The sequence below is a fragment of the Enterococcus sp. AZ089 genome, assembly GCF_050547225.1.
GTDB classification, from domain to species: domain Bacteria; phylum Bacillota; class Bacilli; order Lactobacillales; family Enterococcaceae; genus Enterococcus_D; species Enterococcus_D entomosocium.
In genome coordinates this window covers 408336-422983 of sequence record NZ_CP172954.1, presented here as the reverse complement: position 1 = coordinate 422983, position 14648 = coordinate 408336, and the positions used below count along the sequence as shown (strand labels likewise).

12 protein-coding genes are annotated in these 14648 nt (G+C 44.8%); all 12 read right to left on the bottom strand.

Features of this window, described 5'->3' with window-relative positions:
- Positions 1–51: 51 nt before the first annotated feature.
- The 12 genes from IGJ01_RS02005 to IGJ01_RS01950 all read right to left on the bottom strand — a co-directional run bounded on the left by IGJ01_RS02005 (position 52) and on the right by IGJ01_RS01950 (position 14578).
- Positions 52–753 carry a DUF624 domain-containing protein gene (locus IGJ01_RS02005; RefSeq protein ID WP_430601336.1) on the bottom strand — a complete coding sequence of 234 codons (702 nt, stop codon included), beginning with the start codon at positions 751–753 and terminating at the stop codon, positions 52–54.
- A 37-nt stretch (positions 754–790) separates the two neighbouring features.
- Positions 791–2422: an extracellular solute-binding protein gene (locus IGJ01_RS02000; protein WP_016609584.1), complete on the bottom strand. Its 1632-nt coding sequence runs from the start codon at positions 2420–2422 to the stop codon at positions 791–793.
- Between the two features lie 65 nt (positions 2423–2487).
- Complete coding sequence (locus tag IGJ01_RS01995; RefSeq protein ID WP_005232275.1) at positions 2488–3381, bottom strand: carbohydrate ABC transporter permease; 894 nt, start codon at positions 3379–3381, stop codon at positions 2488–2490.
- A 22-nt stretch (positions 3382–3403) separates the two neighbouring features.
- On the bottom strand, positions 3404–4318 hold the full coding sequence (locus IGJ01_RS01990; RefSeq protein WP_005232278.1) for an ABC transporter permease: 915 nt from the start codon (positions 4316–4318) through the stop codon (positions 3404–3406).
- A gap of 410 nt (positions 4319–4728) precedes the next feature.
- Positions 4729–5550 carry a VOC family protein gene (locus IGJ01_RS01985; RefSeq protein WP_016609582.1) on the bottom strand — a complete coding sequence of 274 codons (822 nt, stop codon included), beginning with the start codon at positions 5548–5550 and terminating at the stop codon, positions 4729–4731.
- Between the two features lie 175 nt (positions 5551–5725).
- Positions 5726–6487 (bottom strand): acetylglutamate kinase, encoded by a 762-nt coding sequence (gene argB, locus IGJ01_RS01980; RefSeq protein ID WP_142424165.1) that lies wholly within the window; start codon positions 6485–6487, stop codon positions 5726–5728.
- 35 nt (positions 6488–6522) lie between these two features.
- A complete protein-coding gene (gene argJ / locus IGJ01_RS01975) occupies positions 6523–7713 on the bottom strand; it encodes a bifunctional glutamate N-acetyltransferase/amino-acid acetyltransferase ArgJ (protein ID WP_430601335.1) in 1191 nt (396 codons plus the stop codon).
- A gap of 79 nt (positions 7714–7792) precedes the next feature.
- Positions 7793–8815, bottom strand: coding sequence for an N-acetyl-gamma-glutamyl-phosphate reductase (gene argC, locus IGJ01_RS01970; protein ID WP_430601334.1), 1023 nt, complete (start codon positions 8813–8815; stop codon positions 7793–7795).
- 146 nt (positions 8816–8961) lie between these two features.
- Positions 8962–10107: an acetylornithine transaminase gene (locus tag IGJ01_RS01965; protein ID WP_087664812.1), complete on the bottom strand. Its 1146-nt coding sequence runs from the start codon at positions 10105–10107 to the stop codon at positions 8962–8964.
- Positions 10108–10312: 205 nt separating this feature from the next.
- Positions 10313–12193, bottom strand: coding sequence for an ABC transporter ATP-binding protein (locus IGJ01_RS01960; protein WP_061053672.1), 1881 nt, complete (start codon positions 12191–12193; stop codon positions 10313–10315).
- Positions 12190–13917: an ABC transporter ATP-binding protein gene (locus tag IGJ01_RS01955; RefSeq protein ID WP_008376197.1), complete on the bottom strand. Its 1728-nt coding sequence runs from the start codon at positions 13915–13917 to the stop codon at positions 12190–12192. Before IGJ01_RS01955 ends, IGJ01_RS01960 begins: the two co-directional genes overlap by 4 nt.
- Positions 13910–14578: a TetR/AcrR family transcriptional regulator gene (locus tag IGJ01_RS01950; protein WP_005232294.1), complete on the bottom strand. Its 669-nt coding sequence runs from the start codon at positions 14576–14578 to the stop codon at positions 13910–13912. The genes IGJ01_RS01955 and IGJ01_RS01950 overlap by 8 nt, the downstream gene beginning before the upstream one ends.
- Positions 14579–14648 lie beyond the last annotated feature (70 nt).

Sequence of the window (14648 nt, the reverse complement as noted above, 5' to 3'; positions counted from 1 at the left end):
CTACCCATTAAGGATAGTTTTCAGATTTTTTTCTAATCAGTGTTACATAGATTACTCATCGGCTGGTGCAGCTTTTGCTTGCGCCTTTTGGATGATTCTCAAATAACTGTAACACGCACATTGGCTACCTAGTCCCCCTACGATCAATCCCGCGAGTAAGGGATTGATCAAGACGAGCAGTAAAGCGAGGCCACTCAACAGCCCTAGCAACATCAGTGTCTGCAACGGTGCCCAAAAGATGATGAAAAAGCTTTTGATCAAGGCGAGCCGCATGGGTGCCGCCAAATGCACACTGTCGCAGATAAAATACAGCAACCACACGAGTAAAATGATACTTAAAAACAAATAGCCGACAGCCAATAAGGGCAACTGAAAGGAATCGATTTGGCGATAAGAGCCTAACAGCAGCAAAGCGAGACTACCGAAAAAGAGGCCTGCGGCAAAACTGCGCCGATAATTTCCCCGATAGAGCCGCCAAAAGGTCCCTCCGATGGCCTGTCGTGGTTCTTGATAGTACAACCAGCGCCGCATGACCCCAAATAAAGCAAAGGTCGCTGGCAAAAGAATGCTAGGAAAACTAATGATCAAACCAACCAAAGAGAAAAGAAACTGACGAGGAGAGCTGGGGAAAATCAGCCCCAAAGCTAGCAATAGAACGGGCAGATTGAACAGTAACCAGTAGCCATTCAAAAGCAACATACTAGCTATCGCTTGACTGGCACCATACCAACGATACCATCGTTCATTTCCCATCAGTCCGCCTCCTTTCTCTAATCAGCTGATTTACCCTCTAGCGGGCTAAGTTTTGTAGATTTTGCTGCCATTTCTCTGTTTGATAATCCAGCAACTCTTGATAGCCCGCTGCTTGTGCTTGGGCTTCCGCCTCAGCAAAGATGGCACGCACTTCTTCATCGCTGTCAGCAAAGATCGCTGAAGCATTGGCTTCTTCAAAAATATCGTTGATCCGTTGCTGAATGATTCCTTCTGGTGAGTCTGGCATCGGGTTGATCGCCGCAAATTCCGTGTCGTCTTTTTGCGTGTCCCAAGTGATGGCATGCTGCCATTTCGTTGCCCAGTTCATTTGATCTTCTGGAAGATTCAGTTCAAATTTTGTTTTGGTATTGTCTAAAAAGGCGGAGTTGCCGTTCCATTGGAAACTTGAAGTTGCTTGCTCAATCTCCGAAACGCCTGCACTGTCTTCTGCATAGGCATCCGTAAATTGCGTATAGCCTTCTTCGTCAAAGCCATCCCAATACTGGCCTTCTGGACCAAACATCAAGATCGATTGGCCCAACGGTCCTGTCAACCAGTCTAAGAAGGCAAAGACTTTTTCTGGGTCTTCTGCATTTCTAGTAATGACACTGACATTCCACCCTAGCATTTCATAGGAACCTGGGAAAATATTGTCAGGATCTAGTCCTGGTTTTGCAATCGGCTCGATATAGAAATACCCCGCATCTGGATTTTGTTCTTGCAAGATGTAATGGGCATCGCGAGCATGGTTGGACGGGCTGGCAGCCGCATAGACAGCTACACGACCACTGGTTACTTTTTCTGCCACCATATCTGCATCTTGGGTCAAGGTATCTTGGGTCATCAAGCGCTCACGGTACAGTCTTGACGCATATTCAATCGATTCTACGTAGTTTTCATTGGCAAAGATCGAGGTCAATACGTCGCCTTCAGGAACAGCGCGAATGCGGATATCTGCTGGTGAACGCCCTTCTGCAAATGCTGAGTACAAGACATTGATCCCTTGTCCGCTGACATCTGTTTCAAATGGAATGACATCAGGAAACTCTGTTTGAACTTCTTTCAAATACTCATAAAGATCCTCTGTTGTTTTCAATTCTGGCGCACCTAAAGCATCATGGATCTCTTTATTGACGACATAACCGGCATTCCCGAAAGGCTCCGAGCTATACCAGTTGGGAAACTGATAAAGTTTGCCGTCTTCTGAACGAAGCATGTTCAGGATGTCTTCTCCCGCCCATTCTTTCAAGTTTGGATACTTATCCAAGTAATCATCAAATGGCACTAAGGCACCCGCTTCTCGCAGCCGTTCCACATCCGACCCTCGATCAAGCCAAATAAAATCAGGTAGATCATCGCCAGCGATCATTGTGCTTAGCCGCTGTGCTGCATTCCCGCCACCATCGATTGCGCGAATATCTACCTTGGTCAGTTCTTTGATAGCAGCAGTTGCTGGATCATCTCCCCAACGATCCATCGTGTACCAATCATAATTACCAAACATCGTGATCTCCAACGGTTCACTACCTAATTCAAAGACCTCCGAACTGTCACGGTCATTCGCTGCCGCCCCATCACTTTCTTTTGTCCCTGACTCACTGCCGCAAGCAGCCAGTAAGAGACTCATCGCAGTCACTGACAGCACGCCTTTTAATACCTTTGCTTTCATTCTTTTATCCCCTTTCAACGTTTCGTTCCTTCTCTCCTCTAATCAAGAGAGTTCCTCCTGCTCTGCTAATCTTTCAACGAACCAATCAATACACCTTTTACAAAATACTTTTGGACAAACGGATAAACCATTACGATCGGCAAAGTCGCCACCATCATGATCGCCATCGACAAGGATTTTCCTGTGACACCAGTCATTTCCGCCAAACGTGCTGCTGAGCCAGAATCGATTTGACTCATTTGCGAACTCACCGTGTTCGAATTCAAGACTCGTTGCAAAAAGGTCTGCAAGGGAATCAGATGATCTGAAGTAATGTAGATGCTTGGCATAAACCAATCATTCCAATGCCCAACGGCGGTAAATAGCGACAAAGTGGCAATGACTGGACCTGATAACGGCAAAATGATTCGGAAAAACGTGCCCCAATAACCACAACCATCAATTTTCGCTGAATCTTCCAATCCTTTCGGCAGTTGCTGAAAGAACGTACGGAAGATGATCATATTCCAAACACTGATCAGACCAGGAATGATCATTACCCAAAAAGAATCCATCAGTCCAAGTGAACGTACCACTAAAAAAGTTGGAATCAAGCCGCCGCTGAAGAACATCGTGAGGATGAAAAAAATCGTAATAAATTTTCGCCCTATCAGTTCTCTTTTTGACATTCCATATGCTGCCATCGCTGTCAGCATGATCGATGAAAACGTCCCGATCACTGTCCGTAAGACACTGATGAAAAAGGCATTCATCAAGCGCTGATCTTGAAAGACGATCTGATAGTTTTCCAACGTAAATTCTCTTGGCCAAAACGTGATCCCACCGGTCACCGTGTCACGTCCAGAATTAAAGGAAATCACCAGTGAATTCCAGAAGGGATAAAATGTCAAGAATGCAAGCGTTATCAAGAAAAGGTAGATAAAAATCATCATCGCTTGGTCGCCCCAATTTTTCTTCATTGTTCATTTCCTCCTCTGCTGATCACCATAAGCTGTGACCCACTTTGCGTGCGAAAAAGTTTGCTCCGCTCAAAAGAGTGACACTAATGACTGCTTTGAACAAACCAACAGCTGTTGCGTATGAATATTGAGAGTTGCTGATCCCTACCCGATACACATAGGTATCAATGACATCCGCCACATTTCTAAGAGCTGGATTGCTCCCAAGTAAAAGCAAATCTTCAAAGCCCGCATTCAATAAGTTGCCGATCTCCAAAATGAGAAAAATCGTAATGATTGGAACGATCGAAGGCAGAGTGATCAAAAAGACTTGCTGAAATTTCGTTGCGCCATCTAGTGATGCTGCTTCGTACAGTTGCGGATCGATCCCAGCAATGGCTGCCATATAGACGATCGAGCCAAAGCCAATCGATTTCCAAAGATTTGTCGTAACGATGATCGTCCAGAAATAGCGAGGGATCGATAAAAAGTTGATTGGTTCATCGATCAGGTTTAAACTCTCCAAAGCAATATTTAAGCTACCGTTATCCATCGATAAAATCGACATCGTAAACCCCGCCACGATCACCCATGATAAAAAGTGTGGGAGATAAGTAATCGTCTGCACCACACGTTTGAATGCAACGTTCTTGACCTCGTTAAGCATCAACGCCAGCAAAATCGGTGCTGGAAAACAAATAGCAATCTTTAGCACACTGATCATAATGGTATTCCGTAAAATTTCCCAAAAACGTGGTTCACTAAAAAAGCGCCGAAAATTATCAAAGCCGATCCATGGACTGCCTGTCATACCTTCAAAAATATTGTACTGTTGAAATGCCATCAAAATCCCGTACATTGGGATATAGCTAAAAATGCCTACCAGTAAGATCGCCGGCAGTACCATCATCTGCAGATCCCACTGAGCAAAATATCGGTGTATCCACTTTTTTTCCATCACATCTACTCCTTGTCTTCCCGTTACTGCTCAACACCATAAGAAACCGCATACATTAATAACAACAAATAACCTCCGCGTCCAGAGCCATCGAATCTCGATTCTTTTTTATTATAAATTAAGAATAACCACAATTCAATATAATGTTTGCGATTTTTGAATCATAATGGCTATTATATTAAGTTTTAAGACAAGCGTTTCAAATATTAAATAACTAAATAAGAAATTCAAAATAGATTGGACCTGTTCTACTAATGCAGATAAACTACCGTTTTTTCAATGATTGGTCTTCGAATCGATGTAACAGGTTTTTGCACTCTTTCGTGCGAAATAAAAACAAAAGTTTCTTTTTTTGACAAAAAAAAGAAAAAGCAGAGAATAGTCCTCGCTGCTTTTTCTTTCAAAACACTTTATTTTTTAACGATAAACCACCATTCGATACCGATCGCATCGTAGGTCGTCAACAATTGCCGTTTTTTGTCGATGAAAAACTCTTGGTTCTTCTCAGACAAGTGTTTTTCCAATGTATCGATATCTTCTTGACTGATGGAGATTTTCAAGAAGTCTAAGCCAAGCACCTCGTGGCTCGGTAAGTCGATCGTACCACCTTGTGCTTCAGTCAAGCCAACTTGGAAGTCACCATCATTGAGGATAAATTCCTTTGTTTCGGCTTCTTTTGTTTTCAATCCTAAGCTTTCTTCTAAGAAAAGCTGCTCTTTGGCTAAATCACTGACGTTTAAATACAGCTTGCCAAAATGAGCCTCTTTTGATAAGCCAGCCGCTTTTGCAGGTGCCGCTTTGATCAATTCTGCTTCGTCTTTTGGTACCGCAGTTCCTGCGGGTGCTGTAAATAAGACTTCGATTTTGTTTCCTTCTGGATCCGCTATAATAAAGCCTAATTGATTCGCTTCATAACGAGCTTCTTCGAAAGCAATCGCTTTTTGTTGGGCATTGCTCGCGATAGTTGCCGCTTCTTCTAGCGAGGATATGGCTAAAACGATGCGCTGCATCTTTTTGATCTCACCGAAATGGTCGTTGGCACGCGGGCTTTCTTCCAACCATAAAACTTCTCTATCTAATCCTTTTAGACCAAAGATGGCCAACTCATTTTCTTCTCTTTTCAGCTCAAAGCCAAGTACATCGCGATAAAAGGCAATCGCTTGATCGCGGTCTTTTACCCGAATTGCAACAGTCAGCAACTTCGTACTGCTCCCCAATAAGAAATCTGTCATTGTTTCTCCCCCTACTTACATATGTACTCATTGTACTGATAAAACGAAATTCTAGCAAATGAAATCCCTACCTATTTTATTCTTTTTTTAGAGAAAATAAGAAGAAAAGCACAGAAAAGTCAGAATTTTGCAATCTTACGAGGGGAAGATAGGCGTTGGATTGCCGCTAAAGGCTTTAACCGCAAACAGCTGCGGCTGGAGTTGCAGCTAAGATCTGAGTGCCCAAACGGTCGACACGATCCGTGATACAAACAGAGGCGACCCCTGCTTTCAACGCTTTTTCGGCGCTTTTTAGTTTGGGCAACATGCCGCCTGTGACTACTTCTTCGGTGATCAGTTGGGGGATCTCTTCAAAAGGAACAACTGATAACCACTTGCTTTCTTGTTTGATGCCAGGAACATCCGTCAACAAATACAGTTTTTCGGCTTGCAAGCTGGCAGCAACCTGACACGCTACTTCATCGGCATTGATGTTCAGCCATTGCCCCTCTGGGGTAATTCCTAGTGGGGCCAAAATCGGAACATGTTTTTTCTCTGTCAAGAGCTGCAGGAAAGCAGCGTTGATTTGTTGAACCTTTCCCACCTGTCCTAATTTTTCTTCATCAATGACTTCTCCTTGAATCAGTTGATCACAGCCGGCATTCAGTCCTACGGCATGGAAGCCGGCTTGCTGGAAAGCGGTCGTGATCAGCGGTTGAACTTGTCCCAGAAGGACCATTCTAGTTACTTCAAGCGTCTGGGGATCGGTCACCCGCAGGCCGTCTTTGATCGTGACTGTCAACGCCATTTTCTCCATCATTTCTGAGATGTAGTGACCGCCGCCATGGACGATGACCACTTTTTTGCCCGCAGCTTGCCAATCTGCTATAGTCTCAAAGAATGACGGGGTTAAATTGTCTGAGGCGACACCGCCGATTTTTACTACGATCGTTTCCATCTACTCGCTCCTTTTTGTCTAGTACCTGATTTGTATTAGGTGTGGTATAGTGCGTTGATTTTCACATAATCATACGTCAGATCACAGCCCCAAGCGGTGCCAACACCTGCCCCTTCTTTCAGCTCGACAGCGACTTTGACTTCATTTTCCGCCAACTGTTCTTGCATGATGGTTTCGTCAAAAGCTACCGGTGTCCCTTGGACAAAGACGGGAATGTCGGCTAATGCGATCGATACCGTTGCTGGATCGATGGGTTGCCCACTATAACCCACTGCACATAAGATACGCCCCCAGTTTGGGTCTTTGCCAAAGAGGGCTGTTTTGACCAGCGGCGAACCGACGATGGTTTTGCTGATCATTCGGGCTGCTTCATCCGTCACCGCTCCACTCGTGTGAGCTTCGATCAATTTGCTGGCGCCTTCTCCATCCTTCGCAATTGCTTTGGCTAGTGCGGTCAGAACTGCTTTGAGCATCCCTTTAAACTCCTGATAAGCTGGCGTATCGGCTTCGATCGTTGGATTTTTGGCTAACCCGTTGGCTAAAACTAACACCATATCATTGGTGGATGTATCGCCATCGACCGTGATTTGATTGAAGGTAACGTCGGTCAATTCTTTCAGCAGTGCTTGCAAGAGTGCTGGAGCGATCGCCGCATCCGTCGTAACAAATGCCAGCATCGTGGCCATATTGGGATGGATCATACCAGAACCTTTGGCACAGCCCGCAACAGTCACCGTTTTGTCAGCGATCGTTGATTGGATAACACTGCTTTTTTCAGTCAGATCCGTCGTCAAAATCGCTCTTTGAAATCGGTGGGCATCCCCTTGCCTGTTTAGTTGCTGAATCCCTGCAGTGATTTTTTCCATCGGTAAGCTCTTACCAATGATCCCGGTGGAGGCTACCGCAAAGGCTTCGGGACTCGTATGTAGCTGGGCTGCTGCCAATTCTGCCATCTCTTGTGCATCTTTTAAACCTTGCTCCCCGGTACAAGCATTGGCATTGCCCGCATTGACGATCACGCCTTGCAAGGTGCCTGCTTGCATTTTTTCCTTTGTAACGAGAATGGGTGCCGCTTGTACTTGATTGGTGGTAAAGACTGCCGCAGCACTGGCTGGCACTTCAGAGACGATCCAACCAAGATCGACTTTCTCTTTCTTCAGACCGCAATACAGACCGTCGGCAAAAAAACCTTTGGGGGTTGCGATCGTTCCTTCGATTTCTTTCATTTTCTTTCCTCCTACTTGCCACCTTTTTGCGGATTGTCCACTGGCTGACACGAGGATCCTCACGCGTCTGTTGGCTATTTTATGGATATAACGGTGCTTGCATAAGACCAGTCGTTTCTGGTATCTTTGCCCATCGATTGAAGTTTTGGATCGCTTGGCCAGCAGCCCCTTTGCCTAAATTATCGATCACTGCGACAACGGTCAACACTTGGGTCAGCGGATTGAAACATAGGCCAATGTCACAAAAATTCGTTCCCGTCACTTGCCGCAGCTCGGGCAGCTTTCCTAACGGTTGCACTCGGACAAACGGATGGTCTTGATACGTTTTTACGTACTGCTCATAGATGTCCTCTTGCGAAATCGCGTCTTTGATAGGCGCATAAAGCGTCATAAAGATCCCTCTTTTGACAGGCAGTAAGCTGGTAGAAAATTGGATCGGCGGCATTGACTGATCCCATTGCTGAAACTGCTGCATGATCTCAGGAATATGCTGATGCTGATTTGGCTTATACATCGTCATGTTATCCGCAGCGGTTGCAAAGTGACTGCTGTCGGTCAATTTCTTACCAGCACCCGACAAGCCCGACTTGCCATCAAAAATCAACGTACCGCTGAATAGTTTTTGCTGAACCAACGGCGCAGCCGCTAAAATGGCAGCAGTCGCATAACAGCCTGGATTGGCGATCAAATTGCCAGGAGTCGTTGCAAACTCAGGCAGCGAATAGGTCGCTTGTACCAACAACTCGGTAGGTGCAGCTTCTTGGTGATACCATTTTTGATAGCTATCCCGATCCTTCAATCGCAGATCACCAGAAAGGTCAATCACTGGAAAGTCATTTGCGACAAAAGTCGCTGCGAGTTCTTTGCTGATTCCAGCAGGAGTCGCAAAAAACACGAGTTGATTTTCCTTTTGGATTTTTTCTGCATCAAAAGGTTCGATCAGCTGCTCTGTCAGTCCAATTAAATGAGGATACAAAACTGATGAATTTTCATGCATAGAATGACTATGCAAGGTGCCCACCTCCAATTGGGGATGCTGCTGGATCAAACGAATCAATTCAATTCCGGTATACCCTGTTACACCAACGATTGCTGCCTTCAAACACGTCACTCCTCAAAAGAATTTACTTAAGATTATAAGAAACTCCCATTGCTCTGTCAATGATTATTTATAAAACTATTCAAAATAAATTCGCTGTTATTCGGTTTTTATAAGAAAAAATGCCCAAAAAATCTATTTTTATACAATTATGCTAAGATCGCTTGTAAAATCGCCAAGGCTGCTTTCGTTTCCTCTTGCGAGATCGTTAAGGGTGGCAGCAAGCGCAAAACCTTGGTACCCGCCTTTAATGCGAGGAGGCCTTGGTTCCGCAGTTGAGTCAACACGGATTGCAAGCTTTCCGAATCTGCTAATTCGATACCAATCATCAATCCTTTCCCACGAATCGCCTGCACCTTAGATAGTCCTTGCAATCCGTCGAAAAACTGCTGCTGACGCAATTGAACATTGACTTGAATGTCCTCTTCTTGCAACACACTGCAGACGGCACTAGCAGCGGCCATCGCTAATTTATTGCCACCAAAGGTCGAACCGTGACTACCGGGTCCAAAAGCCGTTTGCAAATGACTTTTGCCTAGCATTGCTCCGACAGGGATCCCGTTACCAAGCCCTTTTGCTACGGTAAAAAGATCAGGTTCAATGCCATATCCTTCAAAAGCAAACAGTGTTCCTGTCCGTCCCATCCCGGTTTGGATCTCATCCACCACCAGCAGTGCTCCCTGCTCCTGACAAAGGGCTGCCACCCCTTGGACCCACGCCACCTCGGCAGGGATCACGCCGCCTTCGCCTTGGATCAATTCTAAAAACACGGCTGCCGTCTGCTCATCTAAAACGGCTTGCAATGCCTCAAGGTCATTAAAGGGTACATAAACCATCTCTGGTACCAGCGGACCAAACCCATCGTGAATACTGCTTTGCCCAGTCAAAGACATCGCGCCAAAGGTCCGACCGTGGAAAGATTGTTCAAAACTGATGACTTTGCTACGGCCAGTCGCTTTGCGAGCCAGCTTTAAAGCAGCTTCGTTCGCCTCAGCGCCACTATTGCAAAAATAAGCCAGATACGGCTCGTCTGAGGCGCTCGTTTGATTTTGGGTCAGCTTTTGGGCAACTTCTTCTTGCAGCTGGCTGTCATACAAATTCGGCACATGCCAAATCTGCTCTGCTTGGGTCATCAACGCGGCTTGCACTTTGGGATGACCATAACCGAGATTAACGACCCCGATGCCGCTTGTTAAATCTAAATATTGGTTCCCTTGCGAATCTACCACATAGCTGCCGTTGCCTTGCTGGATATCGATGGGCAAACGACTGTAATTAGGAAAAAGATGGCTCATTGATTTCACTCCTTGTCTTGGATCATTCGAAATTATGTATTAATATACATTTTTATCTAGATAATTGCAATAAATATTTAAAATAAAGCCATATAAATTCATAAAAAAAAAGAAAGCAGTGACAATCACTGCTTTCTTTCAGTCAACCTTTGGCGGTCTGTTTATCATCATTTGGGGAAGAATTTCTTTCATTACAAACAGTGGATCACGCCACTTCTTCTGAAAATTGACTGTTATAAAGGTCTGCATAGAAACCGTTTTGCGCCATCAATTCCTCATGGTTTCCAGTTTCAACAATAGATCCGTGATTCATCACGATGATATTGTCAGCATCACGAATCGTAGAGAGACGGTGAGCAACCACAAAGCTGGTCCGATTTTCTAACAAACGCCCCATTGCTTTCTGGATCAAGATCTCAGTCCGCGTATCGACACTAGAAGTTGCTTCATCCAAAATCAAGACGTCCGGATCCGCTAAGAAGGCGCGGGCGATCGTGATCAGCTGACGTTGACCTTGGGAGATGTTGCTGGCTTCTTCATTCAAAACCGTATCATAGCCTTCTGGCAATTTGCGAACAAAATCATCCACATGGGCAGCCTTCGCCGCAGCAATCACTTGTTCTTTGGTCGCTTTTTCATTTCCATAATGAATGTTGTCATAGATGGAGCCGGTAAACAACCACGTATCTTGCAGCACCATCGAGATATTACTACGCAATTCATCACGAGTCAAGTCTCGGGTATCTCTGCCATCATAACGAATGCTACCGCCAGAAACATCATAAAAACGTTCCAAGAGATTGATCAGCGTGGTTTTCCCAGCGCCGGTTGGTCCTACGATAGCCACCATCTCACCAGCTTTGACATCCAGATTAAAATCGGTCATCAATAATTTGTCTGGGGCATAACCAAATTGAACATGATCGAAACGAACTTTGTATTCACTGTCTTCCACTGGTAAACCAGAAGGCTCATCATTCATTTCTTCTTCATCCAAGACTTCAAAGACCCGTTCGGCAGATGCAACGGTTGATTGGATGGTGTTTAGCAAACTAGCGATTTGAGTGATCGGTTGAGAGAATTGATTGGTGTATTGCAAGAATGCTTGCACATCCCCTAACGTCATGTTCCCATTCGCTACCTTGATTCCACCAAGGACAGCCACGAAGACATAGCCTAAGTTTTTAATGAAGTTCATCAAGGGCATAATGATCGCTGAAATAAATTGGGCTTTCCAACCAGCAGAATACAGACGGTCATTTTCTTCTTCAAAAACGACTTGATCGGCAGCTTCATGGTTGAAGGTTTTGACTACTGTATGACCGCCGTAAGTTTCTTCGACTTGGTCATTGAGCAATCCTAAACTTTTTTGTTGGGCCGCAAAGAATTTTTGCGATTTTGGTGCGACGATCATCACGACGATCAAGCTTAAAGGAACCGTTGCTAAAGCAATCAAAGTCAGTTGCCAACTGATCGTCAGCATCATCCACAAAACCCCGATAAAGGTCACGACACTCGTAATAAATTGGGTCAAGTTTTGTTGCAGGGTACTTGCGATATTATCCATATCATTGATTGCCCGTGACATGATATCCCCATTTGAGTGAGTATCATAGTAAGAGATCGGCAAGCGGTTCATTTTTTCATCTAAGTCTCGACGCAGCTCATAAACCGTTCGTTGAGAGACACGGGTCATAATAAACTGTTGTAGAAAGTTGAAGACGGCTGAAATCACATACATGCCGATCGCGATCAAAATGATTTGACCAACTTTCTCAAAATCGATAGGAAATTCTGTCACCTGTTGGCCGGCTTGCATCTGCTGTGTACCGATCATGACCCCTTTAAAAATTTCAGTGGTCGCTTCCCCTAAAATTTTCGGTGTTTGGATTTGGAAGATCACGGCTGCGATCGCTAAAACGAAGACGGCAATGATAGCGATGGAGCGTTTCGACATGTACCCGAAAAGCCGTTTGACCGTCCCCCAAAAGTTTTTTGGTTTTGGTCCTTTGGCACCGATGTTACGGCCCGGGCCGCCACCCATTGGTCCGCCACGGTGTTGTGTTGTTGTTTTCTTTTCACTCATGCAAGATCCTCCTCTCTCAATTGTGAAGAAACGATTTCTTGATAGGTTTCATTGTCTGCCATTAATGATTCATGGGTCCCTTTCCCTACGAGTTGTCCTTCATCTAATACTAAGATCGTATCGGCATCCATGACTGTGCTGACCCGTTGGGCAACCACGACCATGATGCTGTCTTGCATGTCGCGTTTCAGCGCTGCTCGTAAGTTTGCATCGGTTTTGAAGTCCAATGCGGAGAAGGAATCATCAAAGACATAGACATCTGCTTGTTTCACTAACGCACGAGCAATCGCTAAACGTTGACGTTGTCCACCAGAGAAGTTGCCGCCGCCTTGTTCTACACGGCTATCTAAGCCATCTGCCAGTTCGGAGACAAAATCTTTGGCTTGGGCGATCTCTAATGCTTGCCAGATTTCTTCGTCTGTCGCATCAGGTTTTCCGTATTTCATATTTTCACGAATGGTACCGGAAAACAGTACCGCTTTTTGCGGAACAAAGCCCACGACTTCTCGTAGATTGTGCTGGGTGATTTCTGCAATATTGACCCCATTGATTTTGATTGCACCAGACTCCACATCGTACAAACGAGGCAAGAGATTGACTAGTGTCGTTTTCCCTGAGCCCGTCCCACCGATGATGGCAACAAAATCACCAGATTTTGCTTGGAAGTCGATATCTTCCAACGCCAATTTCTCAGCGCCTTGGTAGCGATACGCCACATGGTCAAAAGTCAAGGTTGCTTGATCCCCTTGTAAGCTCAATGTCGCTGGTGTTTTTGGATCGAGAATTTCATCTTCTTCATTTAAGACTTCGTTGATCCGGTCAGCTGATGCTTGGGCTCTTGGCACCATCACGAAGATCATGGACAGCATCATAAAGCTGATCAAAATTTGCATCGCATAAGTCATAAACGCAATCAGGTTCCCGACTTCTAAGGTCATTTCGGCAATATAATGACCACCAAACCATGTGATGGCAATGTTCGTTCCACTCATGATCAACGTCATCAAAGGCATCATCAAGGCCACGATGGTATTTACTTTGATCGCGGTGTGGGTGTAATCTTTGTTGGCTTGATCAAAGCGATTCGCTTCATAATCCGTCTTGTCAAATGCCCGAATAACGCGGACCCCCGTCAAGCCTTCACGAAAGACTAAGTTCAAACGGTCAGTTTTCTTTTGCATACTTTTGAATAACGGAACGGCAAAATACATAATACCGCCAACTAATACTAGCATGATAGGAATAACGACTAAAAAGATTCGTGTTAATTGGGCATCTTTTTGATAGGCCAAGAAGCTCGCCCCAATCAGTGTGATCGGTGCATTGATCATCATACGTAAAAACATTTGCGTCACCATTTGAATTTGGTTGACGTCGTTAGTGGTTCGTGTGATCAATGATGCGGTCCCAAATTTATCGAAAGAACGAGAAGAAAAATTCTCAACTTTTTGGTAAATGTCCGAACGTAGTTTTTGTCCTAATTTTTGTGATTCTCTTGTTGCAAAATACGTATTTCCTAAAGCGGCGATGATACTGATCAATGAAAAGCCGATCATGTAAAAGCCGGTTTTCCAAATGTAATCAATGTCCCCTGTCGCCACCCCATTGTTGATAATATTGGAAGTCAATGTCGGTAGATACAAATCAGAAACGACTTGGATCACCATAAACACCACTGCCATGATTATGGAAATGACGGATACGCGTTTTATCAGCTTAATCATAGGTTTCCCCTCTTTCTTTTTTTGCGCCCTCTCTTAACCAGCGGACTTTACTGTTGAAATCAGCGATCGCTTCGGCAGGATCATAGTCTGGATCAAATGCTGATTGGCGATAGGCTTCGGCAATCGTCGAAAAGACGGTATGCATCAGCAGCTGGATCAGCATTTTCAACTCATGGTCGTCTTTGACTTTCAATAAATCTTTGTCGACCTCTGACAAAAAGATGGCTTGTTGCTTCTGCCGATCGGCTTTGTGTTCTTGATGCATCTTGTGCTGCATCTCTGGAACGACTTTATGGAAGGAACGATAATCCATACTCATAAATAAATTGCGGTAAAAGTTTGCGTTTTTGCCTTTGAAAACCTCGGCGATCATCCGTGAAAAGTACCATTCGAACCCCGCAAACAGATCCCCGTTTTCATGTTGGATCGATTTCAGCAGATCTCGCTGACTATTTTTTTTCAACGTATGGAAATAATAGTAATAAAGATCTTCTTTGTTTTCGAAGTATTGATAAAAACTCCCACGAGGAATCTCGGCATCTTTGATGATATTGGCGATCGAGGCGTCTTTCAACGGCAGCCTTGAGAATTCTTTTTTCGCCGCATTTAAGATGCGCTTTTGTTTTTCCGGCGGCAAGTGAAAAAATGTATCGGTCGGCATCACAAGCAACTCCTTTCTAATTTAAAATAAATCACAGCTCTCGATATGACACGATGTCATATGACACTGT

Coding starts and splice junctions, on each gene's coding strand:
- IGJ01_RS02005 (WP_430601336.1), bottom strand. CDS start 753: ATGGGAAATGAACGATGGTATCGTTGGTATGGTGCCAGTCAAGCGATA.
- IGJ01_RS02000 (WP_016609584.1), bottom strand. CDS start 2,422: ATGAAAGCAAAGGTATTAAAAGGCGTGCTGTCAGTGACTGCGATGAGT.
- IGJ01_RS01995 (WP_005232275.1), bottom strand. CDS start 3,381: ATGAAGAAAAATTGGGGCGACCAAGCGATGATGATTTTTATCTACCTT.
- IGJ01_RS01990 (WP_005232278.1), bottom strand. CDS start 4,318: ATGGAAAAAAAGTGGATACACCGATATTTTGCTCAGTGGGATCTGCAG.
- IGJ01_RS01985 (WP_016609582.1), bottom strand. CDS start 5,550: ATGACAGATTTCTTATTGGGGAGCAGTACGAAGTTGCTGACTGTTGCA.
- argB (WP_142424165.1), bottom strand. CDS start 6,487: ATGGAAACGATCGTAGTAAAAATCGGCGGTGTCGCCTCAGACAATTTA.
- argJ (WP_430601335.1), bottom strand. CDS start 7,713: ATGAAAGAAATCGAAGGAACGATCGCAACCCCCAAAGGTTTTTTTGCC.
- IGJ01_RS01965 (WP_087664812.1), bottom strand. CDS start 10,107: ATGAGCCATCTTTTTCCTAATTACAGTCGTTTGCCCATCGATATCCAG.
- IGJ01_RS01960 (WP_061053672.1), bottom strand. CDS start 12,193: ATGAGTGAAAAGAAAACAACAACACAACACCGTGGCGGACCAATGGGT.
- IGJ01_RS01955 (WP_008376197.1), bottom strand. CDS start 13,917: ATGATTAAGCTGATAAAACGCGTATCCGTCATTTCCATAATCATGGCA.
- IGJ01_RS01950 (WP_005232294.1), bottom strand. CDS start 14,578: ATGCCGACCGATACATTTTTTCACTTGCCGCCGGAAAAACAAAAGCGC.